Annotated in this window: 24 protein-coding genes; 14 read left to right on the top strand and 10 right to left on the bottom strand. The window is 63.5% G+C overall.

The window, feature by feature from the left end; translation table 11 throughout:
- Positions 1-5: 5 nt before the first annotated feature.
- Positions 6-1,466, top strand: a complete 1,461-nt coding sequence (locus AC0L2H_RS02380) for an amidase (RefSeq protein ID WP_473588686.1) — start codon at positions 6-8, stop codon at positions 1,464-1,466.
- A gap of 111 nt (positions 1,467-1,577) precedes the next feature.
- Entirely contained in the window at positions 1,578-2,192 is a 615-nt protein-coding gene (locus tag AC0L2H_RS02385; protein ID WP_473588687.1) for a LysE family translocator, read from the top strand.
- A 40-nt stretch (positions 2,193-2,232) separates the two neighbouring features.
- On the opposite strand, the gene AC0L2H_RS02390 is transcribed toward AC0L2H_RS02385, so the two are convergent.
- Positions 2,233-3,174 (bottom strand): nucleoside hydrolase, encoded by a 942-nt coding sequence (locus AC0L2H_RS02390; protein WP_473588688.1) that lies wholly within the window; start codon positions 3,172-3,174, stop codon positions 2,233-2,235.
- A gap of 143 nt (positions 3,175-3,317) precedes the next feature.
- On the opposite strand from AC0L2H_RS02390, the gene AC0L2H_RS02395 reads away from it, so the two are divergent.
- Both AC0L2H_RS02395 and AC0L2H_RS02400 read left to right on the top strand, forming a co-directional pair.
- Positions 3,318-3,743, top strand: a complete 426-nt coding sequence (locus AC0L2H_RS02395; RefSeq protein WP_006339191.1) for an Hsp20 family protein — start codon at positions 3,318-3,320, stop codon at positions 3,741-3,743.
- 98 nt (positions 3,744-3,841) lie between these two features.
- Positions 3,842-4,099: a BQ00720 family protein gene (locus tag AC0L2H_RS02400; protein WP_097576888.1), complete on the top strand. Its 258-nt coding sequence runs from the start codon at positions 3,842-3,844 to the stop codon at positions 4,097-4,099.
- Between the two features lie 91 nt (positions 4,100-4,190).
- Here the strand turns inward: AC0L2H_RS02400 and ptsN are convergent, their stop codons facing one another.
- From ptsN to lptC, 6 genes are all read right to left on the bottom strand, one after another.
- Positions 4,191-4,655, bottom strand: a complete 465-nt coding sequence (gene ptsN, locus AC0L2H_RS02405) for a PTS IIA-like nitrogen regulatory protein PtsN (protein ID WP_107651160.1) — start codon at positions 4,653-4,655, stop codon at positions 4,191-4,193.
- Positions 4,656-4,871: 216 nt separating this feature from the next.
- Positions 4,872-5,456: a ribosome hibernation-promoting factor, HPF/YfiA family gene (hpf, locus tag AC0L2H_RS02410; protein ID WP_473588689.1), complete on the bottom strand. Its 585-nt coding sequence runs from the start codon at positions 5,454-5,456 to the stop codon at positions 4,872-4,874.
- A 278-nt stretch (positions 5,457-5,734) separates the two neighbouring features.
- A complete protein-coding gene (gene rpoN / locus AC0L2H_RS02415; protein WP_473588877.1) occupies positions 5,735-7,258 on the bottom strand; it encodes an RNA polymerase factor sigma-54 in 1,524 nt (507 codons plus the stop codon).
- A gap of 211 nt (positions 7,259-7,469) precedes the next feature.
- Positions 7,470-8,288, bottom strand: coding sequence for an LPS export ABC transporter ATP-binding protein (gene lptB / locus AC0L2H_RS02420; protein ID WP_107651163.1), 819 nt, complete (start codon positions 8,286-8,288; stop codon positions 7,470-7,472).
- Complete coding sequence (locus tag AC0L2H_RS02425) at positions 8,288-8,899, bottom strand: LptA/OstA family protein (protein WP_473588690.1); 612 nt, start codon at positions 8,897-8,899, stop codon at positions 8,288-8,290. The genes lptB and AC0L2H_RS02425 overlap by 1 nt, the downstream gene beginning before the upstream one ends.
- Positions 8,886-9,599 (bottom strand): LPS export ABC transporter periplasmic protein LptC, encoded by a 714-nt coding sequence (gene lptC, locus AC0L2H_RS02430; protein WP_473588691.1) that lies wholly within the window; start codon positions 9,597-9,599, stop codon positions 8,886-8,888. The genes AC0L2H_RS02425 and lptC overlap by 14 nt, the downstream gene beginning before the upstream one ends.
- Positions 9,600-9,929: 330 nt before the next feature.
- Here lptC and sppA point away from each other — a divergent pair, with 330 nt between their 5' ends.
- From sppA to lhpI, 4 genes are all read left to right on the top strand, one after another.
- On the top strand, positions 9,930-10,886 hold the full coding sequence (gene sppA / locus AC0L2H_RS02435) for a signal peptide peptidase SppA (RefSeq protein WP_473588692.1): 957 nt from the start codon (positions 9,930-9,932) through the stop codon (positions 10,884-10,886).
- A gap of 81 nt (positions 10,887-10,967) precedes the next feature.
- Positions 10,968-11,252 (top strand): integration host factor subunit beta, encoded by a 285-nt coding sequence (locus tag AC0L2H_RS02440; RefSeq protein ID WP_006200394.1) that lies wholly within the window; start codon positions 10,968-10,970, stop codon positions 11,250-11,252.
- Between the two features lie 52 nt (positions 11,253-11,304).
- A complete protein-coding gene (locus tag AC0L2H_RS02445; RefSeq protein WP_473588693.1) occupies positions 11,305-11,661 on the top strand; it encodes a DUF1049 domain-containing protein in 357 nt (118 codons plus the stop codon).
- A 37-nt stretch (positions 11,662-11,698) separates the two neighbouring features.
- A complete protein-coding gene (gene lhpI, locus AC0L2H_RS02450) occupies positions 11,699-12,664 on the top strand; it encodes a bifunctional Delta(1)-pyrroline-2-carboxylate/Delta(1)-piperideine-2-carboxylate reductase (RefSeq protein WP_473588694.1) in 966 nt (321 codons plus the stop codon).
- Here the strand turns inward: lhpI and AC0L2H_RS02455 are convergent.
- The 3 genes from AC0L2H_RS02455 to AC0L2H_RS02465 form a co-directional block, all read right to left on the bottom strand.
- Positions 12,654-13,670: an EVE domain-containing protein gene (locus tag AC0L2H_RS02455; protein ID WP_473588695.1), complete on the bottom strand. Its 1,017-nt coding sequence runs from the start codon at positions 13,668-13,670 to the stop codon at positions 12,654-12,656. The two genes, lhpI and AC0L2H_RS02455, sit on opposite strands and share 11 nt — an antisense overlap.
- A complete protein-coding gene (locus tag AC0L2H_RS02460) occupies positions 13,670-14,047 on the bottom strand; it encodes a VOC family protein (protein ID WP_473588696.1) in 378 nt (125 codons plus the stop codon). Before AC0L2H_RS02460 ends, AC0L2H_RS02455 begins: the two co-directional genes overlap by 1 nt.
- 88 nt (positions 14,048-14,135) lie before the next feature.
- On the bottom strand, positions 14,136-14,870 hold the full coding sequence (locus AC0L2H_RS02465; protein WP_473588697.1) for a helix-turn-helix transcriptional regulator: 735 nt from the start codon (positions 14,868-14,870) through the stop codon (positions 14,136-14,138).
- Between the two features lie 102 nt (positions 14,871-14,972).
- On the opposite strand from AC0L2H_RS02465, the gene AC0L2H_RS02470 reads away from it, so the two are divergent.
- From AC0L2H_RS02470 to AC0L2H_RS02495, 6 genes are all read left to right on the top strand, one after another.
- Positions 14,973-15,461, top strand: a complete 489-nt coding sequence (locus tag AC0L2H_RS02470; protein WP_473588878.1) for a DUF1772 domain-containing protein — start codon at positions 14,973-14,975, stop codon at positions 15,459-15,461.
- 92 nt (positions 15,462-15,553) lie between these two features.
- On the top strand, positions 15,554-16,636 hold the full coding sequence (locus AC0L2H_RS02475; RefSeq protein WP_473588698.1) for an RsmD family RNA methyltransferase: 1,083 nt from the start codon (positions 15,554-15,556) through the stop codon (positions 16,634-16,636).
- 17 nt (positions 16,637-16,653) lie between these two features.
- A complete protein-coding gene (locus tag AC0L2H_RS02480; RefSeq protein WP_473588699.1) occupies positions 16,654-17,511 on the top strand; it encodes a TrmH family RNA methyltransferase in 858 nt (285 codons plus the stop codon).
- A complete protein-coding gene (gene lspA / locus AC0L2H_RS02485) occupies positions 17,508-18,011 on the top strand; it encodes a signal peptidase II (RefSeq protein ID WP_473588700.1) in 504 nt (167 codons plus the stop codon). Before AC0L2H_RS02480 ends, lspA begins: the two co-directional genes overlap by 4 nt.
- Before the next feature lie 52 nt (positions 18,012-18,063).
- On the top strand, positions 18,064-19,053 hold the full coding sequence (acuI, locus tag AC0L2H_RS02490) for an acrylyl-CoA reductase (NADPH) (RefSeq protein ID WP_473588701.1): 990 nt from the start codon (positions 18,064-18,066) through the stop codon (positions 19,051-19,053).
- Between the two features lie 99 nt (positions 19,054-19,152).
- Positions 19,153-21,441, top strand: coding sequence for an ATP-binding protein (locus AC0L2H_RS02495; RefSeq protein ID WP_473588702.1), 2,289 nt, complete (start codon positions 19,153-19,155; stop codon positions 21,439-21,441).
- Positions 21,442-21,485 lie beyond the last annotated feature (44 nt).

Consider the following 21,485-nt stretch of genomic DNA (forward strand, 5'->3'; position numbering starts at 1 on the left):
ACGAGATGACAGCCATGCGCCCTGCCACGAAACACGCCGTGCCGGCTGCCGGCGATATCTGCCGCCAGTCTGCGACAGAGCTTGCCGAAGCGATCAGGCGGCGCCGCCTTTCGGTGCGCGAGGTGGTGACGGCATTCCTCGACCGCATCGAGGCGGTCAACCCGCTGGTCAACGCCATCGTGTCGCTGCGCGATCATGCCGATATTTTGCGCGAGACCGACAGCGCCGACGCCCATCTGGCACGAGGCGGAAATACCGGATCGCTGTTCGGCCTGCCGATCGCCATCAAGGACCTTGCACTGACAAAAGGCCTCAGGACCACCTTCGGCTCGCCGATCTTCGCCGATTTTGTACCTGAGGAGGACGACTTCTTCGTCGAGCGCGTCCGCAAGGCCGGCGCCATCATCATCGGCAAGACCAACGTTCCAGAATTCGGGCTTGGCTCCAACACCTACAACAGCGTGTTCGGGCCGACGCTCAACGCCTTCGATCCGGCTCTGACCGCCGGCGGATCGAGCGGCGGCGCGGCTGTCGCGCTGGCGCTCGACATGCTTCCCGTCGCCGATGGCAGCGACTTTGGCGGCTCGCTGCGCAACCCGGCCGCCTACAACAACATCTACGGCTTCCGCCCGTCGCAGGGACTCGTCCCGGCCGGGCCTGACCTCGATGTCTTCCATGCGCAGATGGGCGTCGAAGGACCGATGGGCCGCAACGTGCGCGACATGGCGCTGCTGCTCGACGAACAGGCGGGCTACCATCCACGTGCGCCGCTCTCGCATCACAAACAGGGCTCTTTCCTGCAGGGGCTGCAAACCCCGGCGGCTGGCGGCCGCATCGCCTGGCTCGGCGATCTCGGCGGCCATCTGCCGGTTGAGGCAGGCATTCTGCCGCTTTGCGAGGCCGCTCTCGGCCGCTTCGCGGACGTGTCCTTCCAGACCGAGGCGCTAATGCCGGATGTCGACTTCGAGGCCCTTTGGCAGGCCTTCGTGACGCTGCGCCAGGCAAGCAGCGGCTGCGCGCTCAAGGCGCATTACGACGATCCCCTCAAACGCCGGCTTTTGAAGCCGGAAGTCGTGTGGGAAGTGGAACAGGCGCAACGCCTCACGGCGCCGCAGGTCCACGCCGCCACTGTAAGGCGGTCATCCTGGCATAAAACGCTGCTGTCGCTGTTCGAGCGTTTCGATCTTATTGCCCTGCCTACCGCGCAGGTTTTTCCGTTCGCGGTTTCCACCCACTGGCCAAGCCAGGTGGCCGGGCGCGAAATGGACAGCTACCATCGCTGGATGCAGGTTTCCGCCTTCGCCACGCTTGGCGGTTGCCCGGCGGTCAACGTGCCCGCTGGCTTCGACGGCTCGGGCAGGCCGATGGGCATGCAATTGATCGGCCGGCCGCGCGGCGACATGACCGTGCTGAAAGCGGCAGCGGCCTATGAGACCACGCTGCCCTGGGCGGCCGGAGCCTCCTGAGGTCAATTCCGCTTCGTCGGCGATCTGTCGCGCCGGCTTGCACCGGCTTCGCCGCCATGCATTGATTGTGTTCAGCCGCCTCGCATAGCGGCATTCTGTCGAGGAATTGCCATGTCGCTGGAACTCTACGCCGCCTATCTCGTCGCTTGCATTGTCATCATCCTGGTGCCGGGACCGACGGTGACGCTGATCATCGCCAACAGCATCCGCCATGGCTCGCGCGCCGGTCTTGCCAATGTCGCCGGCACGCAGGCCGGCCTTGCGATCATGATCGCCATTGTCGGCATCGGCCTGACGTCGCTGATCGCGGGCATGGGCCATTGGTTCGAATGGGTGCGGCTGATCGGCGCCGCCTACCTGATCTGGATGGGCGTGCAGATGTTCCGTTCCAAAGGCACGCTGAATGCCGACGGATCGGCGAAAAAACCGCGTGGCGGCTTCTTCCTGCAGGGTCTGCTGGTGGCGCTCAGCAATCCCAAGACGCTGGTGTTCTTCGGCGCCTTCTTTCCGCAGTTCATTTCTCCGCAAGGCAATTACGCGCTGCAGATTGGCGTCATGGGTCTCACCGCCATGATCTTCGCCGCCGTGTCTGATTCGACCTATGCACTCGCCGCCGGCCGCGCCGGGCGTCTGCTGTCGGCCAGCCGCATCAAGCTGATGTCCAGGATCAGCGGCAGCTTCCTGGTCGGCGGCGGCCTGTGGCTGGCGTTTTCGAAAGCGAAGTAAGGCACCTTCCCTTCTCCCTGTGGGAGAAGGGAAGACGGCCCTAAAGCCGCCCCAGCCTTTCCACCAGCATTGCAAAGAACGCATCATGGTCGATGTCGCGCATCACCATGGCGTTCTTCGTCCGCTTGGTCACGCCCCACCAGTCGATCACGGTCATGCCCATGGTGAGCTCCGAGGCCGTTTCCACGGTGACGCTGCAGTTGCGGCCCTTGAACAATTCCGGCGTCAACAGATAGGCGATGACGCACGGGTCGTGCAGCGGGCCGCCGTCGGTGCCGTATTTCTCCTCGTCGAAACGCTCGAAGAATTCCAGCATCTCGGCCGTGGCCGTGCCGACCCTGGTGCCGAGCTTGCGGAAGGCCTGGGTGCGTGTGGCGGTGGTCAGCGCCTTGTGGGTGACGTCGAGCGGCATCATGACGATCGGAATACCGGATTTGAACACGACATCGGCGGCCTGCGGGTCGACATAGATGTTGAACTCGGCGGTCGGCGTCACATTGCCGCCCTCGAAGAAACCGCCGCCCATCAGCACGATCTCCCTGATGCGCGGCGCGATCCTCGGCTCGCGGATCAGCGCCAGCGCGACGTTGGTTAGCGGCCCGAGCGCGCAAAGCGTGATGGTGCCGCTTTGTTCCTTCATCAGCGTCTCTACGATGAAATCGACAGCATACTGGTCCTGCAGCTTCATCTTTGGCTCGGGCAAATCAGGGCCGTTGAGGCCGGTCTTGCCATGCACTTCCTCGGCGGTGACCAGTTCGCGCACCAGCGGCCGGATGGCGCCGGAATAGACCTTGATGTCGGGCCTGCCGGCCAGTTCGCAGATCTTGCGGGCATTCTTTTCGGTGAGCTTCAGCGGCACGTTACCGGCGACGGCGGTGATGCCGACGATCTCAAGCTCGGCGCTGCCGAGCGCCAGCAATATGGCGACGGCATCGTCCTGGCCGGGATCCGTGTCGATGATGATCTTGCGGGGCTGGGGCATTTCAATTCCTTGTCTGGGGAGTCTTTTTGGGCGGGGTTTTTGATGGCTTGAACTTGATGGCGGGGCGGACCATATCAAGACCATCGGGAAAAATGCCATCCGGGTTTTTCCGCTTTATGTCGCTCTCAAGAGGACACTGTAACATGAGCCGAATGACGCCCTTCTCAAGCCCGCTTCTCCTGGGGTTCGACGCTATGGAAAAGACCCTGGAGCGTCTGGCGAAGTCGGGCGATAGCTACCCTCCCTACAACATCGAGCGCCTCAGCGGCGCCGACGGCAAGACTGAAAGGTTGCGCATCACGCTCGCCGTCGCCGGTTTCGCCGAAAGCGATCTCGATGTCACCACGGAGGAAAACCAGTTGGTCGTGCGCGGCCGTCAGAACGACGACACCGAGCGCGAATTCCTTCATCGCGGCATCGCCGCGCGCCAGTTCCAGCGCTGTTTCGTGCTGGCCGACGGCATGCGGGTGATCGCGGCGGAGCTGAAGAACGGGCTTTTGTCGATTGATCTCGATCGGCCGGAGTCCGAACGGCTGGTACGGAAAATAAACATTTCGGTGAAAGACTGACCCTTACCACTGCATCGGCCGAAAGCACGATGCAACAAATTGAATGGCTCTCATGCGAGGCGGCCTTGAGCGGCGTCCTCGCGCCAAGGAGGCTTGAAATGACCAGAACTGACGAAAATCTCACCATGACCAGCGGCGAGTTCGCCCATCTCGGCGAAGGCTCGGTCGCCTATCTCAGGAAAGTGTCGAGCGATGATTTGCGCGGCCGCTTCCCGGGCCTTGGCGAAATCGCGCCCGGCCTGGAATTGTGGGCGCTGTTTGCCGCCAACGGCCAGCCGATCCTGCTTTCCGACGCCCGCGACCGGGCGCTGGCGGGCGCCATGGAAAACGACCTGACCACCGTCGCCATTCACTGATAAACAAGGCGATCGGGTTGGAAGCGGACAGGGCCGCCCGCGGCGCCCCTCAACAGGTTTTTAACCAAACAACCAGCTATCAGGCAGAACATCAGGCTGCGTGCGAGGCTTGCGTGTCCGACAAGAGCGCATGGATTGCGACGGCGTCGCGCGTACCCCTGATCTTGGCCACCGTGTCGGCATCGCGCAGCACCCGCGCAATGCGCGACAGCGCCTTGAGGTGATCGGCGCCGGCGCCCTCGGGCGCGAGCAGCAGAAACACCAGATCGACCGGTTGGTCGTCCAGCGCCTCGAAATCGACCGGCGTCTCCAGCCGCGCGAATACCCCGGCGATCCGCTTTACCCCGGCCAGCTTGCCGTGCGGAATGGCGATGCCATTGCCGACGCCGGTCGAGCCCAGCCGCTCGCGCTGCAGGATGGTATCGAACACCTCCCGCTCCGCAATACCGGAAATCGCCGCCGCTCTTTCGGACAAAAGCTGCAGAAGCTGCTTCTTGGAGTTCGCCTTCAACGCCGGCATGATCGCCGGAACGTCGATAAGATCGCTCAGATCCATGCTTGAAAATCCCTTGTTCGCCTGCCGTCGCCAGTCCTCGCCCCCTCGCGCGGCCGGCTCCTTGTCCCTGTGCGGCCTAGGCCGTCATCCCGATGCGACCTTGGTCGTCATCCCTGTGCGACCTTGGTCGTCATCCCTGTGCGACCTTAGTCGTCACCTGTGCGACCCTGCTCGTCACCTGTGCGGCCTTGGTCGTCACCGATGCGACCCTGGCCGTCATCCCTGTGCGACTTTGGTCGTGGATGGGTCGATCCAGCCGATATTCCCATCCGGCCGGCGATAGACGATGTTGAGATGCTCGTTTCCGGCATTGCGGAAGACGAAGACCGGGGTATCCTTGGTGTCGAGCTCGATGACGGCAGACGCCACCGACATCGTCTGCAGCGTCATGGTCGATTCGGCGACGATGGCCGGGGCAAAATTCTCCGGAATGTCCTCATCATCGTCGGCAAGCGGCGCCATCACCATATAGGCGATATCGGTGGGTGCGCCGTTGGAACTGCCTGAATTGTGCGATTTCAGGCGTCGCTTGTAGCGCCTGAGGCGGGTTTCGAGCCGGTCCGCCGCCGCCTCGAAAGCCAGCGTCGGATCCTGCGCATCGCCGGTCGCTTGCAGCGAGGCGCCGGAATCCAGCCGAATCATGCAGTCGGCCGAATAGCGCGATCCCGATTTGATGACGGTGACATGTCCTGAAAAGCCGCGGTCGAAATATTTTCCGATCGCCTCGCCGACACGGTCGTTGATGCGCGTACGGAACGCATCGCCGATATCCATGTGTTTTCCCGATACGCGCAATTTCATCTGAAAACTGACCTTCCTTGCTCAGGCTTCAAACTGTCCCGAGTTTATACTCGTGGTCTGTGCGCACAAGCTTTGCGGCGTCACTTGCGCCGATTTTAAATCCGAACTTTCCGGTTGATCACAAGCCGCCTTCTTGGCCGTCCCGTGGCCTACGTCGTGACGGACCATTCGCTTGCGGGCATCAAGCCCGCCTCATGCGGGCGGGCTTCTAGCCACTTCATTGCAGCTTGTCAATGAAGCACGAAAACTGTGGAAATCTGGCGCCTGTACGGGTGGGGCTAACGCCCGGCGCTGGCCAGCGCGCGTTTTTCGCGCCGCCGTTGCACCGATGAGGGAATGTTCATGCCTTCCCGATACTTGGCGACCGTGCGCCTAGCGATATCGACGCCGCTTTCCCGCAACATGTCCACGATCGCATCGTCGGAAAGCACGTCGGTGGGCTTTTCCTCGTCGATCAGCTGTTTGATGCGATCGCGCACCGCTTCCGACGAATGGGCATCGCCGCCGCCCGACGACGCAATCGAAGCGGTGAAGAAATAGCGCAATTCGAACACGCCGCGCGGCGTCAGCATGTATTTGTTCGCCGTGACCCGGCTGACGGTCGATTCGTGCATGCCGATGGCGTCGGCCACCGTGCGCAGGTTGAGTGGCTTCAGGTGACGCACGCCGTGCACGAGGAAAGCGTCCTGCTGTCGCACGATCTCGGAAGCGACCTTGAGGATGGTTTTGGCCCGCTGGTCGAGGCTGCGCGTCAGCCAATTGGCGTTCTGCAGGCACTCCGCCAGGAAATCCCTTTCCGTCTGGTTCTTGGCATGCGGCGAAACCTGCGCGAAATAGATATGGTCGACCAGCACGCGTGGCAGTGTCTCGGCATTGAGCTCGACCGTCCAGCTCCCGTCATTGGCCGCCCGCACCTCGACATCTGCGACGATCGCATCGCTGGCGCCGCCCGAAAACGCCATCCCGGGACGCGGATCGAGCGCCCGGATCTCGGCCAGCATGTCGAGCAGATCCTCCTCGTCGACCCCGCAGATCCGCTTCAGCGTCTGGAAATCGCGTCGCGCCAGAAGTTCGAGATTGGCGATCAAGGCCTTCATCGCGGGATCGAGCCGATCGCGAACGGCAAGCTGCAGCGCCAGGCACTCGGCAAGATCGCGCGCAAAGATGCCGGCCGGTTCAAAGCCCTGGCAGACCGCCAGCACCTTCGCCACCGCTGCTTCGTTCGTGCCGAGGCGGGCGGCGATCTCGGCCATGTCGGCGCGCATGTAGCCAGCCTCGTCGAGGCCATCGGCAAGCTCACCAGCGATCAGGCGTGCCGCCGGGTCGGCGAAAGCCAGCGCGACCTGTTCGCCGACGTGATCGCGCAACGTGATCGCGGCGGCAGCCATGTCCGCCGCATCGAAGCCTTCGGACGACGACGAGCCGGACCCGTTGCCGGACGCCGATTTCCATTGCGCTGTCAGGTCGGGGCCGAGCCGTTCGCTCGTGCCGGGATCGTCGGGGAACAGATTTTCCAGGGAGGTATCCAGCTTTTCCGAGATCGCCTCGGCGCTCCACGCCGTCTCTGCCTCGAACCAGTCGCCGGCCACTTCCGGCGCGGCGTCGGCCTTCTGCGCCTGGTCGCTGGCGGCATCGTCCTGCGGCTCGGCGCGCTCAAGCAGCGGGTTGCGCTCGATCTCGTCGTCGATGAAGCGCTCGAGCTCGACATGGGTGAACTGCAGCAGCCGGATCGACTGCATGAGTTGCGGCGTCATCACCAGCGACTGGGACTGTCGTAGCTGTAATTTTGCCGCCAACGCCATGGTCTGGTTCAAACGCCCCTTCTACGCATCAGGACTTTACGCGCGCGAACTGCCGGAAAAATAATTTTCGCCGACATGCATGAAACTGGCCCGGCTTTTGCTTGTCAAGGCGACGGCGAGCAAAACCGGCTCAGACGAGCGTTATCTCCGAGAAAACTGAACAAACTGGCCGAAGATTCCCGAAAAATCATGCCGAGACATGATTTCACGCTCAGAGCGTAAATCCCTCGCCGAGATAAAGCCTGCGCACGTCCGGATTGGCGACCACTTCGTCGGCCCGGCCATGGGTCAGCACCTGGCCGGCATGGATGATGTAGGCGCGGTCGATCAGGCCGAGCGTTTCGCGGACATTGTGATCGGTGATGAGCACGCCGATGCCGCGTGCCGTCAGATGGCGCACAAGCTGCTGGATATCGGCCACGGCGATCGGATCGATGCCGGCGAAAGGTTCGTCGAGCAGCATATAGGCAGGACGCGTCGCCAGCGCGCGCGCGATCTCGAGGCGTCGCCGCTCGCCGCCCGACAGCGACAGCGACGGGGCCTTGCGCAGATGGCTGATATGAAACTCCTCGAGCAGTTCGTCGAGGCTGCGCTCGCGCTCCTTGCGGCTCTTTTCGACCACTTCGAGCACGGCGCGGATGTTTTGCTCCACGCTCAGGCCGCGAAAGATCGACGCTTCCTGCGGCAGATAGCCGATGCCGAGGCGGGCACGCCGGTACATCGGCATCGAGGTGACGTCGAAGCCGTCGATCTCGATCGTGCCTTCGTCGACCGGCACCAGGCCGGTAACCATGTAGAAGCAGGTCGTCTTGCCGGCGCCGTTGGGGCCAAGCAGCCCCACCGCCTCGCCGGCGCGCACGCCTATCGTCACGCCGCTGACGACCTTGCGGCCCTTGTAGCTCTTGGTCAGGCCCTTGGCGATCAAGGTGCCCTTGAACTTTGCCGCATCGACAGTGACCGTGGCCGGCGCCGCGAGTTTGCTGGCGGCGCGTCCTGGAAGACGCGCCAGCAGCGATGACAGGCCGGCCATCAGTTCTTCGCTGCTCCCGACTTCGCCGGCGGCGTGATCGACATCATGACGCGCCCGCCGCAGCCGTCGACCTGGGCCAGGCCGCTCTTCATCTGCACGGTGAGCTTGCAGCCGACCAGCACATTGTCGCCTTGCGAAAGCACGACCTTGCTGCCTGAAAGCACCAGCACTTCGCTCTTCATGTCGAAGGTGCCGCGGTCGCCGGTGGCGACCTGATCGTCCGATTTGATGTAGACCTTGTTGTCGACTTCCAGATGGTCGATGTTGGCCGAGCCGGTCATCGCGGCCCCGGCAGCCGCCGCGCCGTTGGCGGCGGCATCCTTCGCGGCGCCGGCGTCCTTGACGTAGTAAACCGTCATCTTGCCGGCCTTGAGCACGGTCGGCCCCTGGACGACGCTGACATTGCCCGTGAACACCGCGACGCTGTCCGCCTGGCGGACCTCGAGCTTGTCGCTTTCGATCTGGATAGGCTTGTCTCCGGACAATTTAAGGCCCGACAATTGGCTGGTGGCCTTGGACTGCGCCAGTGACGGCGCCGTTCCCAAGACGAGCGCCAGGATCGGCAAAGCCGAAGCCGCGGCCACGAACCGTGCCGAACTAGTGAGCCGCATTGGTTTCTCCGCTCTCTGCCTCTGCCGCCTTCAAGCTGGCGGGATCGATGTTGACCTGCACCTTGTTCTCGAAAACCACGATCTTGCCATTGTCCTGGATCGACATCGAATCCGCGGTGATCCGCGACCCGCCACGGCTGACATCGACGGGGTCGCTCGTCTTCATAGTGCCTTTGCCCATGTCGAGAAAGATCGATTTGAACTTTGCCTCCAAGCCATCGGTGGTGGTTATGGTGACATCGCTGGTCAGGTTCATCGTGTTGCCGTCGCGATTGTAGATGCCGTGCGAGGCATTGATGGCCGCCACATTGTCGGTCGAGATCGGCAATTTGGCGTTGATACCCTCCAGATCGATGATGCCTTGCTTGCCGACGTCCTGTATGGCGCGCAAGGCCGTCATCGAATAGGGCAGCTTCTCCTTGGTGAACCCGTTGAGCTTGGGATTGGCCATCACCAGCTTGCCATTGGCAAAGGCGCTGCCGTCGGCCTGAACTTTAAACGACACAGGTGCCGCAAGATATGAATAGACCGGGAAAGCGACCGCGATCACCGTCGCGATCAGCGGCACCGCCAGCTTCAAGACACGCACGCGGCGCGAATGGCGCTGGGCGACGTCGAAGGCGTCGCCTCGCGTCGGGCCTGCGGCGGTGGGTGCCAACTCCGTCTCGGTGTTGGTTGGTTCGATCGGTCTGGCTAACATGACTGTTTCTTCTAAACCCCTGCCCGCAAGCCCCCTATAGGTGGTATGCTGACGTCCCCACGCAAGCACAAGCCGGCAAAAACCGCAAAAATGTGACGGTTTTGCCATGCGAATGAAAATGCACCCGGCACAATCTGCACGTCATACCAGATACGGACGCAATGCGTTAGAGCCTGTGGACAGGCCTGACATCTCATGACATTCCGGCTTGCGAATGTCGAAGGGCTCTATGTTTGACGCAAACGCGTCAGGAAGGCGCGTCAGGAAACGGTAGCCGGGCGCGGATGGTTGCTTTAAAAGCATGTCTTCCCACCGACGACGAGGCTGACCATGGCACTGAGAGCCGACGACCTGATCGACCGCCGCCGCTTGCGCCGCAAGCTGACATTCTGGCGCGTTGCCGCGCTTGTTGTCGCGGCAGCCGGGCTGATTGCCCTTTCGACCTGGATCTACGGCGACGATTTCACCGGCACGGCGGTCGACCATATCGCCAAGGTCAAGATCGAGGGCACCATCACAGAGGACGAGGAGCTGATCAAACGGCTGGAGACCATCCGCCAGTCCTCGAAGGTGAAAGCTGTCATCCTGTCGATCGATTCGCCGGGCGGCACCACCGTCGGCGGCGAATCGATCTACGAGGAAGTGCGCAAGCTGGCCGCCGACAAGCCTGTCGTGGCGCAGGTCGGCACGCTCGCCGCGTCGGCGGGCTACATGATCGCAACCGCGACCGACCATATCGTCGCGCGCCAATCCTCGATCGTCGGCTCGATCGGCGTGCTGATCCAGTATCCTGATGTCAGCGGTCTCATGGACAAGCTTGGCATCAAGCTGGAGGAGGTGAAATCCTCGCCCCTGAAGGCCTCGCCCTCGCCCTTCAAGCCGACCAACGACGACGAGCGCGCCATGGTCCGCAAGCTCATCCTCGACAGCTACGACTGGTTCGTCGGCATCGTCGCCGAACGCCGCAAGATGACCCGCGAGCAGGCTCTGACACTCGCCGACGGGTCGATTTTCACCGGCCGGCAGGCTGTGACAAACAAATTGATCGACGCGGTCGGTGGTGAAACCGAGGCGATCGACTGGCTCGCAACCAAGGGTGTCGATGCCAAGCTCAAGGTGGTCGAGTGGAAGAACACCGAAGGGCGCGGCGGCTTCCTGTTTTCCAAGGCGATGGCGAAAACCATCGGCAGCGCACTCGGCCTGCCGGACTATGGCGGCGACGTCATTCATGAACTCGGCGCCGACCGCTTGTTTCTTGACGGTCTCGTTTCCGTCTGGCACCCTTGAGGGATCGCTTGGGACAGGTGAAAAAGCAAATAAAATCATCCTCATAATTTTGACGGCAGTGTTTTCACGGGGAGCCTTCTGATGATCAAATCCGAACTTGTGCAGATTATCGCCACGCGCAATCCGCACCTTTTCCTGCGCGACGTCGAAAACATTGTCGGCGCGATTTTCGACGAGATCACCGACGCGCTTGCCGAAGGCAACCGGGTCGAGCTGCGCGGTTTCGGCGCTTTCTCGGTGAAAAACCGCCCTGCCCGCACCGGCCGCAACCCGCGCACCGGCGAATCCGTCGAGGTCGAGGAGAAATGGGTGCCGTTCTTCAAGACCGGCAAGGAATTGCGTGAGCGGCTGAACGGCGGCAAATAGGCGCCGCGTCCGTGGCATCCACCTGTCGACAAGTTCCTCCGACGGAAAAAACATGTTCAATCGCTTCATCCTCATCGTGGTCTTCGTGCCGCTGGCCGTCATCCTGATTGCGCTGGCCGTCGCCAACCGCGAGCTGGTGGCCTTCACGCTCGACCCTTTCAACCCTGGCAATCCGGCGCTGACGCTGACGCTGCCGCTGTTCATCTTCCTGTTCGTGGCTCTTGCCGTCGGCATGATCGTCGGCAGCCTGGCGACATGGGCCAAGCAGGGCCGCTACCGCAAGCTGGCCCGTCAGCGCGGCGTCGAGGCCGAGAACCTGCGCCAGGCGGTCAGCCGTGCACCCTCGATGCCGCAAGGCGCGGCCCAAGGGTCGGCCCACGGGTCAGCCTTGCCGAAGCCAACGAATTGAAAATCGGTTTGGCATTTCTTCCTCGACGGAGCTTTTGATGCTGACCATTTCGGCCGCCGAGGTCGATCATGCGCTCACCTTTCCCGGGCTGGTCGAGACGCTGCGCACCGCCTTTCGCGATGGAGCGGTGCAACCGGTCAGGCATCACCATACGGTCGAACGCCCCGACGGTGCGGCCTCGACGCTGTTGCTGATGCCGGCCTGGACCGACTTCAACGCCGCCGGCACCTCGGCGGGCGGCCATATCGGCGTCAAGATCGTCACCGTGTCGCCCGACAACAATGCCCTCGGCAAGCCCGCCGTGATGGGGCTTTACCTCCTGCTCGACGGCGCCACCGGAGAGCCCGAAGCCATGATCGACGGCCAGCGGCTGACGCAGTGGCGCACGGCTTGTGCCTCGGCGCTGGCGGCCTCCTATCTCGCCCGCGAGGACGCTTCGCGGCTGCTGGTGGTCGGCGCCGGCGCGCTGTCGCCCTTTCTTGCCAAGGCGCATTCGGCGGTGCGGCCGATCAAGACCATCCGCATCTGGAACCGCACCCCCGCAAATGCCGAAAAAGTTGCGGCAAATTTGCGCGCCGAAGGTTTTGCGGCTGAAGCCGCCAGCGATCTCGACGCCGAACTCGGCCAAGCCGATATCGTCTCGTCGGCGACCATCTCGACCAGGCCGCTGATCAAAGGCGCGCTCCTGCGACCGGGGACCCATGTCGACCTGGTCGGCGGCTTCACGCCCGATATGCGCGAAAGCGACGACGACGCGATTGCGCGCTCCCGCGTCTATGTCGACACCCGCGCCGGCGCCACCAAGGAAGCCGGCGACATCGTCCAGCCGCTGGCCTCCGGCGTGCTGAAGCCGGAAGCGATCATTGCCGACTTGCATGAACTAACGCGCGACGAGACGAAGGGCCGCCGAAGCAACGACGAGATCACTTTGTTCAAGTCGGTGGGCGCCGCCCTCGAGGACCTCGCCGCCGGCATTGCCGTTTACAAGGCGCTCAAGTCGTAACGTCAGCCTGCGCCTGCGAACGGGCCACTGCCAAGGCACCGGTTTTTCGGTCGACCTTCTTGATCGCCTCCGCGCTGACCGGGGTGAAGAAGTTCACCAGATTGCCATCCGGATCGCGCAGCAGCAGGGATCGGTTTCCCCATGGCATTGTCGTCGGCGGCTGTGCGAAGTCGCCGATGATCCCTGCCAGCCTGCGGTATTCCGCGTCGACATCTGCGACGCGGAACTCGATGATGACAGACCGATTGGCCGCAGGCTGTGCCACATCCGCCCCGAACAAAGCCAGGGTGCGCGTGCTGCCGATCGCCAGCGTGCAGGAGACCGTCGCCAGTTCCGCGAAATCCTCGGTGAACCAGGTTGCGGCAAGGCCGGTGATAGCCTCGTAGAATTCGACCAGAGGCTTGATCTGGGCGGTGATGATGCGGATTGAGACGAAGTCCATAATATTCTCCTGGGTTGGTATGGGTCGCGGGCTGAAGATTGTGTGCGCTTGTCGTGCTGCCGACATCCTGGCGTCGGCAGCCTTGTCGCCATTTGGCCGAGCCGATCCGGCGCGGCCAAAGCGAAGATCAGGCTGCCTTCGCCGCCTCGTCGCGCCCATCGCCTCGGCGATCAGGGAAAAGTCATGGGCGCTGATCGGCAACAGGCCGAAGCGCAACTGGTAACCCCAGTTCGACCTGCCGGCGGTGAGTTCGAGCCTGTCCAGTAGCGGCTTGATCGGCGCTTCATCTGCCCTCGCCCAGTCGACGTCGCGCCGGAACGGCACGAAACCACCGCCCATGTCGCCCCGATAGGGTTCGCCCTCGCGCACGGTGCCGATTGCCGTGAATGACTGCAGGCCGTCCTTCTCGCCCAGAACAGTAGTCGGCGAGTAATAGACGATGCCGTCGCCGGGCTTGATGCGGCGCAGGGGTGCTGATTTGCCGTGGTTGACTTGCATGAAGCCGCCTTCGCGGCCGCGCCGGACATGCTGCGCCCACGCCACCACGATCCAGTGTGCGCTCATCATTGCGCCCCATCGTTCAGCCAGTAGACGCGCAGCCGGTGATTGTCGGGGTCGAGCGCGACGAAGGTCCGGCCGAAATCCATGTCGGTCGGGCTCTGCAGTATTTTCACGCCGCGCCCGCTCCAGTCGGCATGGGTGACATCGACCGCGTCCGGCGTTTCCAGTGCAAAGACCAGTTCGGCGCCGCCGCCTGCCGCCTCGGCGGCCGGCTCTACCGTATGGCGCGACCAGAGGCCGAGCTTGAAGCCGTTGTCGAGCACGAACAGCACGAAGGTCGCAGACGCTTCGACCGGCTCGCGGCCGAGCAGTGCTCCGTAAAAGACGCCGCTGCGTTGCGGGCTGTCGACATAGAGGATGACGAAATTGGGGACGTTCATGACTGTTCTCCACGGTTCCGATTGGAGGACCATAGACGGCCATGCTGTCAGATTCTGGCAGCAATCGTCACAGCCGCGCAGAAAAGCGTCAGGCGTCAGGCCGGCGCGCATCAGGCGTCGCCCGGCGCGCATCAGGCGTCGCCCGGCGCGCATCGAGTGTTGCCCGCCATTCCCTGAGCATGGCCTGGCGGCGGCGCGGATAGCGAATGTCGGTGGCATCGAGATCGGACATGCGATCCGCGCGAAAGTGGCGAAAATCCCGCCGCGTCTCGCACCAGGCCGCCACCACGCGGACCTTGTCGAAGAAACCGAGCGCGAACGGCCAGACCATGCGTCTGGAGACGGTGCCGCCGGCATCGCGGTAGGAAAACTCCAGTTTGCGCTCGTTGCGGATGGCCTGACGAACCACGCCAAGATCGACGGCCTCGGCGGCCTCGACGCGTGGTCCGACCATAAGTGTGGTGGCTTCAAGCTCCTCGCGCAGATCATCCGGCAGCACGGCCGCGATCTTGGCCAGGGCATCGGTGGCAGCGGCCGAGAGTCGCTGATCCGGTTGCTTGGCGACCCAGCGCGAACCGAGCACGATGGCCTCGATCTCCTCGTCGGTGAACATCAGCGGCGGCAGCATAAAGCCGGGTTTTAGCACATAACCCAGCCCCGCCTCGCCCTCGATCGGCGCCCCCTGGCCCTGCAGCGTGGCGATATCGCGGTAGAGCGTGCGGATCGAAACGCCCATTTCGCCGGCAAGCGTGCGGCCGCTGACCGGCCGGCGATGCCGGCGCAGGATCTGGATCAGGTCGAGCAGGCGTTCGGAGCGGGACATGAATTTGCAATCCGGTATGGTTGGACGATAAGGCCCACAATTTCGACGGCAAGCGATTTGCACCGAACCGGAACCCCTTTGCCGCCGCCTCGTTATCCGCAGATGACGGACATACGCGGGTTTCTGTTGTTCTGGTCGATCCTCACCGCCACGGTCGCAGCGCTCAGCCTAGGACCATCTTTCGCTCATGTCTTGGAATCGCTCCCTCGACTGACGACGTGGTCACCTTCTCTGTGGCGCGAAACCACCGTCTTCAACGGCCAGTTCCTGCTGTTCCTGATCATTGGCGCACCCCTGGACCTGGCAGCGATCGGTTGTCCGGGGACTCTCGCATGGATGCTGCGTGACGATCGCCCAGCGTTTTGGTTCGTCTTGGCCGCAACCTTGCTTTATGCAGTGTCGCTCGCTGCGTGGTCCGTTCTCGTCAAACCGGCCAATGATGTTCTGGCCACCTGGGTTCCCGGACCGATCCCGGAAAATTTCGAAGCGATCCGGCTGCGCTGGGAAACCGGCCATATGGTCGTGGCCGGCATCAAGGCCGCGGGTTTCATATCGCTGATTGTCGGCTTGCTTTCCATCAGGCATGGCTGATCTACCACATGTAATCCGGCAACCGCGTTTGTTGCGCCGCTGGATGGGCTGTGGCAGAAGCGGGCCAAGCCGCCGTCCGGAGATGCTCCGTCTTGAAACCTTTTCGCGACAAACGCCGCGATAGCCGCTCGCAGTTCGCCAGAAGCGGAGCGGAACAGCCGCGCCCGCGGGAGGCTCACGCAACGGCCAGGCCGGATGCAAAACCGGGCGACCGCCATGAGACGAGAGACCGGTCCGAACCAAAGGCAGCGCCGCGTGTCCTTTCCCGCCGCCACGGCGCGCTGCCCGCCGAACGTCTTCCGGTAATCCTCGAAGTGGCGCCCAACGCCGACTACGCGTTGCTCGACAGCGGCGCCGGGCAAAAGCTTGAACAATACGGCCCCTACCGCATTGTGCGGCCCGAGGGCCAGGCGATCTGGCAAAAGGCGCTGCCGGCAAGGGACTGGGACCGTGCCGACGCCGTTTTCACCGGTGATACCGACGAGGAAGGCATCGGCCGCTGGCGCTTCCCCAGGACGCCGCTCGGCGAGACCTGGCCGATGAAGCATGACGGCATTGACTATCTCGGCCGTTTCACCTCGTTTCGCCATGTCGGCGTCTTCCCCGAACAGGCCTCGCATTGGGACCACATGGCCGGACTGATCGCGGCGGCGAAGCGACCGGTAAAGGTGCTCAACCTGTTCGGCTATACCGGACTTGCCTCGCTGGTGGCGGCCCGCGCCGGCGCCGAGGTCACCCATGTCGACGCGTCCAAGAAGGCGATCGGCTGGGCCCGCGAAAACCAGGAGATGGCCGGCCTGTCGCAAAAGCCGATCCGCTGGATCGTCGATGACGCGGTGAAATTCGCCGAACGTGAGGAACGCCGCGGCAGCCGCTACGACATCGTCCTGTTCGACCCGCCGGCCTATGGCCGCGGCCCCAAGGGCGAGGTCTGGCAGCTGTTCGAGGACCTCCCTGCCCTGACCGACCTTTGCCGCTCGATCCTGACGCCAAGACCACTAGCCGTGGTGCTGACCGCCTATTCGATCCGCGCCTCCTTCTTCGCCATCCATGCCCTGATGCGTGACACCTTTGCCGGCATGGGCGGCACGGTCGAATCCGGCGAACTGATCATCCGCGAACAATCCGCCGGGCGGGCGCTGTCGACCTCGCTGTTCTCGCGCTGGCTGGCTTGAATGCCCGGGGGTTCCGAATGAACGAGCGGCACATAGGCGCGCCAGGCCAGGTGAAAGAGGTCACCAGCCTCGCCAACCCGCTGATCAAGGACATCAAGGCGCTGGCGCTCAAGAAATTCCGCGACCAGCAGAATGCCTTCATGGCCGAGGGACTGAAGCTGGTGATCGATGCGCTCGATCTCGGCTGGCAGATCAAGACGCTGGTTTTCGCCAAGGCCGGACGTGGCAATGCGGCGGTGGAAAGGGCCGCGGCGCGCACGGTGGCCGCCGGCGGCACCGTTCTCGAAGTTTCGGAAAAGGTGCTTGTCGCCATCACCCGCCGCGACAACCCGCAGATGGTGGTCGGCGTCTTTTCACAGAAGATCCTGCCGTTGAAAGACATCCGCGCCCGGGATGGCGATGTCTGGGTGGCGCTTGACCGGGTGCGCGACCCCGGCAATCTTGGCACCGTCATCCGCACAGTCGATGCCGTCGGCGCCAGGGGCGTCATCCTGGTCGGCGAGACCACCGATCCTTTTTCCGTCGAGACCGTGCGCGCCACCATGGGCTCGATCTTCGCCGTGCCGGTCGCCAAGGCGACGCCGGAGGCCTTCCTTGCCTGGCGAAAAGGCTTCCCGGGCCTCGTCGCCGGCACGCATCTGAAGGGCGCGGTGGACTACCGCTCCGTCGATTTTTCCAAAGGTCCGGTGCTGCTGGTGATGGGCAACGAGCAGCAGGGCCTGCCCGACAGCCTAGCCGAAAGCTGCGACAGACTGCTCAGGATTCCGCAAGCCGGCCGCGCCGATTCGCTCAATCTCGCGGTGGCGACCGGCGTAATGCTGTTCGAGATCCGGCGCGGCGCGCTGAAGCTGGAGCCGGAGGACGACAAATCGTGAAATCATGGTCCCCCTACGCACTGCTGGTCGTTGCGGCAGTGGCACTTGACCAATGGGTGAAACACCTGGTCGAGACTGGCCTGCCCTTTCAGGAAAAGCTCGATCTTGTTCCGTTCCTGGCGCTTTACCGCACTTACAACACCGGCATTGCCTTCTCGATGTTTTCGTCCTTCGGCGACACGGGCCTGGTGATCATCGCAACCCTGGTTGTCGCTTTCGTGCTCTATCTCGCGGCGCGCACCCCGGCCGGCCACCTGCTTGCCCGCATCGGCTTTGCGCTGATCATCGGCGGCGCGCTCGGCAACCTGCTCGACCGCGCCGTCTATGGTCATGTCATCGACTACATTTTGTTCCACACGCCGGTCTGGTCCTTCGCTGTCTTCAACCTTGCCGATGCCTTTATCTCGGTGGGAGCGGTTTTGGTCGTCTTCGACGAACTCGTCGGCTGGCGACGCGAAGCCCGGCCTCAAGATCCGAACGCCCAAGGTCCTGACGCCTAACGATTGACCTCAGCCACCTGCCGCCGCACATTCGAAAGCCCGAGGAGAAAAAATGTCCGAAACCTTCAAAGCCATTCTCGTCTCGCGCGATGCCGAAAAGAAGCAATCGGTCGCCGTAACCGACCTGACCGAAGCCGACCTGATGGAAGGCGATGTCACCGTCGCCGTCGAGGCAACGACGGTGAACTACAAGGATGGGCTTGCCATAACAGGAAAGGCGCCGGTGATCCGCCGCTGGCCGCTGGTGCCGGGCGTCGACTTTGCCGGCACCGTCACCTCGTCTTCCCATGCCGACTGGCGCAAGGGTGACAAGGTCATTTTGAACGGCTGGGGCGTCGGCGAAACACATTTTGGCGCCTATGCCGGGCGTGCCCGCGTCAAGGGCGACTGGCTGGTGCCGTTGCCGGCCGACATGAGCCCGCATGATGCCATGGCGGTCGGTACGGCCGGCTACACGGCCATGCTTTGCGTCATCGCGCTTGAGCGCCACGGCATCGTGCCCGATCGCGGCCCGGTGGTGGTGACGGGCGCTGCCGGCGGTGTCGGTTCGGTCGCCGTCTCGATCCTGTCCAGCCTCGGCTATCATGTCATCGCCTCGACCGGCCGCAACGCCGAAAGCCCCTATCTGATCGAGCTCGGCGCCGCGGAGGTGATTTCGCGCGACGAGCTTGCCCAGCCGGCCAAACCGCTCGCCAAGGAACGCTGGGCCGGCGGCGTCGACGCGGTCGGCAGCCACACCCTGGCCAATGTGCTGTCGATGACCTCCTACGGCGGCGCGGTCGCCGCCTGCGGCCTGGCCGGCGGCATGGACCTGCCGGCAAGCGTCGCCCCCTTCATCCTGCGCGGTGTCAGCCTGCTCGGCATCGATTCGGTGATGGCGCCGAGGGCGGTCCGGATGGAGGCGTGGCGCCGCATCGGTACGGACCTCGACCACAAGAAGCTTGCCAGCCTGTCCACAACCATCGGTTTCGACGACATCGTCGGCGCCGCGCATGACATCGTCGAGGGCAAGATCCGTGGCCGCGTGGTGGTCGATATGTGAGCTTCATCTTTAGCCGGGGAGCGGCAAAAATCGCGCGACCGCTAAAATTCGAACGATCCGCCACAATTTTCCATAATCTCTATCTGGCAAACGTTCCGCATGATCGCGGAACCCGGCATCAAAGAGACGCAGAGTGCCGAGAGCGTCGATGGGACCGGCCCTGAGGCGCCAAGGCGGCAGATCGTCGCCGCGCCGCCGCTGGCGCCGGAATTGCCCAGGACCAAACGGGAAGGTCTGCCGTTCCTGACGCTCGTCGCCATCGTCGTGATGGCGGGGCTTGCCCATCTGACAGGGGCGCCGATCTTTATCACGATCGGCCTTTTGGCGACCGGCATTGCCGGTATTGCCATGCATCTGCGCGCCAAACGCACCGAGCGCCGCACGGTCGCCCTGCTCGACGAGACGACCGCGCGCAGCCGCGCCGAGATCGAAACGCTGGCCGACCGCATGTGGGAGATGCAGGAGAGCGAGGAACGCTTTCGCGGGCTGATCGACGCGCTCGGCGATCTCGTCGTCCACCGCGACCGCGACGGCCACATCGTCTATGCCAACAAGGTCTTCGCCGATCTTGTCGAAACCGACCAGCGCGACCTCGCCGGCAAGACGCTGGCCGAACTCGGCATCGATGTCGGCATCGTTCCCGATGCCGCCTTTTCCGATCACGAATGCCTGAGTTCCACCGACGTCGCCATCCGCACGCCGGGCGGTCCGCGCTGGTTCTCGTGGATCGAACTGTCGGTGCGCGACAAGGACAGCGGTGCGGTGTCGCATCGCGCCATCGCCCGCGACATCACCGCCCGCAAGCGCGCTGAATCGTCGCTCATTACCGCCCGCGAGCGGGCGGAATATGCAAGCCAGGCCAAATCGCGCTTCCTCGCCACCGTCAGTCACGAGATCCGCACGCCGATGAACGGCATCATGGGCATGGCCAGGCTCTTGGCGGACACCAACCTTTCGCCCGAACAGCGGACCTATGTTGGTGCCGTCTCCACCTCGGCCAGCGCCCTGCTGGCGCTGATCGAGGATCTGCTCGACTATTCGAAGATCGAGGCCGGCCGCTTCGACCCCGAACCGCAGCCAATGTCCGTGCGCGAGACTGCCGACAACATCATCGAGCTCCTGGCGGCACGCGCCTTCGTCAAGAATATCGGCCTTGGCTGCCATGTCGAACCCGACGTGCCGCAGATGATATCAGCCGATCCGGGAAGGGTCAGGCAGGTGCTGCTCAACCTCATCGGCAACGCCATCAAATTCACCGACGGCGGCGGCGTGCTGGTGACCGTCTCCCGCACCCGCACCGAAGCCACGGATCGCATACGCTTCACCATCACCGACACCGGTCCCGGCCTGCATGAGGACGACCTGGAGCGCATCTTCGAGGAATTCGAACAGGCTGATGGCACCTCGACCCGCACGCATGGCGGCGCGGGTCTCGGTCTTGCCATTTCAAAGCGCCTGGTGATCGCCATGGGCGGCACAATTTCCGTGTCGAGCCAGCTCGGCCAGGGTTCGGAATTCATCTTCGAAATCCCCGCGGCATCGGCCACCGAGGCGCCGCAGAACCGCCAGAATGCGCTCTCGGGCCGGCGCGCGGTAATCCTGTCAAAGAATGCCATCGAGGCCGACGCCATTGCCCGCACCATCCGCGCCAATGGCGGCAAGGTCGATCTTGCGGCGACCGCTGCCCAGGCCGCGCCCTTCGCTGGAAACTGCGACGTACTCCTGATCGACGCGACCATGGAAGAAAGTGACGGCAGGATGCTCAAGCGTCTTCGCCAGAGCGGATTTGTCGAATGTGAGGCAATCACGCTGATCGCGCCTACGGACCGCGGCATGCTCGGCGAGTTCCGCGCCAACGGCTACGCCACCTTCCTGGCAAGACCGGTACGCGGTGAGACATTGCTGCGCGTGCTTTTGACCAGCCACGCGTCGGCGCACGCCCTGCCAGAGGCGGAAAAGCTGGGCGCGCCATCCGTGCGCGCCATCGGCAGCCGCCAGCATGGCCTGTCCGTGCTGATCGCGGAAGACAACGACATCAATGCCATGCTTGCCCGCGCCACGCTTTTGAAGGCCGGCCATCGGGTGAAAGTGGTCGGCAACGGCAAGGCTGCCGTCGAGGCCGTCATCGGCACCGGCCACAAGCATCGCTTCGACGTGGTGCTGATGGATCTGCACATGCCCGTCATGGATGGGCTGGACGCCATCGCCGCCATCCGCCGCCACGAGGAGGAAACCGCCGCACCGCCGGTTCCGATCATGGTGCTGTCGGCGGACAGCCAGGAAAAGACCCGCCACGCGGTACTTGCCCACGGCGCCAGCGGCTTCGTTACCAAGCCGCTCGATCCCGATGCGCTTGTCCACGCCGTCGAGGGCCAGGTAGCGGCCTGACCTCGCCTCTCAGAACGCCTCAAAACAGCGACTTTTTCGCACGA

This window comes from Mesorhizobium sp. WSM4871 (assembly GCF_055811295.1).

What these genes read in the sequence shown, in the direction of transcription:
- AC0L2H_RS02470 (WP_473588878.1), top strand. Translation starts at nt 14,973, where the DNA reads ATGACGGACATACGCGGGTTTCTGTTGTTCTGGTCGATCCTCACCGCC.
- AC0L2H_RS02380 (WP_473588686.1), top strand. Translation starts at nt 6, where the DNA reads ATGACAGCCATGCGCCCTGCCACGAAACACGCCGTGCCGGCTGCCGGC.
- AC0L2H_RS02460 (WP_473588696.1), bottom strand. Translation starts at nt 14,047, where the DNA reads ATGAACGTCCCCAATTTCGTCATCCTCTATGTCGACAGCCCGCAACGC.
- sppA (WP_473588692.1), top strand. Translation starts at nt 9,930, where the DNA reads ATGGCACTGAGAGCCGACGACCTGATCGACCGCCGCCGCTTGCGCCGC.
- lptC (WP_473588691.1), bottom strand. Translation starts at nt 9,599, where the DNA reads ATGTTAGCCAGACCGATCGAACCAACCAACACCGAGACGGAGTTGGCA.
- AC0L2H_RS02400 (WP_097576888.1), top strand. Translation starts at nt 3,842, where the DNA reads ATGACCAGAACTGACGAAAATCTCACCATGACCAGCGGCGAGTTCGCC.
- AC0L2H_RS02425 (WP_473588690.1), bottom strand. Translation starts at nt 8,899, where the DNA reads ATGCGGCTCACTAGTTCGGCACGGTTCGTGGCCGCGGCTTCGGCTTTG.
- ptsN (WP_107651160.1), bottom strand. Translation starts at nt 4,655, where the DNA reads ATGGATCTGAGCGATCTTATCGACGTTCCGGCGATCATGCCGGCGTTG.
- AC0L2H_RS02495 (WP_473588702.1), top strand. Translation starts at nt 19,153, where the DNA reads ATGATCGCGGAACCCGGCATCAAAGAGACGCAGAGTGCCGAGAGCGTC.
- AC0L2H_RS02465 (WP_473588697.1), bottom strand. Translation starts at nt 14,870, where the DNA reads ATGTCCCGCTCCGAACGCCTGCTCGACCTGATCCAGATCCTGCGCCGG.
- AC0L2H_RS02385 (WP_473588687.1), top strand. Translation starts at nt 1,578, where the DNA reads ATGTCGCTGGAACTCTACGCCGCCTATCTCGTCGCTTGCATTGTCATC.
- AC0L2H_RS02445 (WP_473588693.1), top strand. Translation starts at nt 11,305, where the DNA reads ATGTTCAATCGCTTCATCCTCATCGTGGTCTTCGTGCCGCTGGCCGTC.
- hpf (WP_473588689.1), bottom strand. Translation starts at nt 5,456, where the DNA reads ATGAAATTGCGCGTATCGGGAAAACACATGGATATCGGCGATGCGTTC.
- AC0L2H_RS02455 (WP_473588695.1), bottom strand. Translation starts at nt 13,670, where the DNA reads ATGAGCGCACACTGGATCGTGGTGGCGTGGGCGCAGCATGTCCGGCGC.
- acuI (WP_473588701.1), top strand. Translation starts at nt 18,064, where the DNA reads ATGTCCGAAACCTTCAAAGCCATTCTCGTCTCGCGCGATGCCGAAAAG.
- lptB (WP_107651163.1), bottom strand. Translation starts at nt 8,288, where the DNA reads ATGGCCGGCCTGTCATCGCTGCTGGCGCGTCTTCCAGGACGCGCCGCC.
- AC0L2H_RS02480 (WP_473588699.1), top strand. Translation starts at nt 16,654, where the DNA reads ATGAACGAGCGGCACATAGGCGCGCCAGGCCAGGTGAAAGAGGTCACC.
- rpoN (WP_473588877.1), bottom strand. Translation starts at nt 7,258, where the DNA reads ATGGCGTTGGCGGCAAAATTACAGCTACGACAGTCCCAGTCGCTGGTG.
- AC0L2H_RS02395 (WP_006339191.1), top strand. Translation starts at nt 3,318, where the DNA reads ATGAGCCGAATGACGCCCTTCTCAAGCCCGCTTCTCCTGGGGTTCGAC.
- AC0L2H_RS02440 (WP_006200394.1), top strand. Translation starts at nt 10,968, where the DNA reads ATGATCAAATCCGAACTTGTGCAGATTATCGCCACGCGCAATCCGCAC.
- lhpI (WP_473588694.1), top strand. Translation starts at nt 11,699, where the DNA reads ATGCTGACCATTTCGGCCGCCGAGGTCGATCATGCGCTCACCTTTCCC.
- AC0L2H_RS02390 (WP_473588688.1), bottom strand. Translation starts at nt 3,174, where the DNA reads ATGCCCCAGCCCCGCAAGATCATCATCGACACGGATCCCGGCCAGGAC.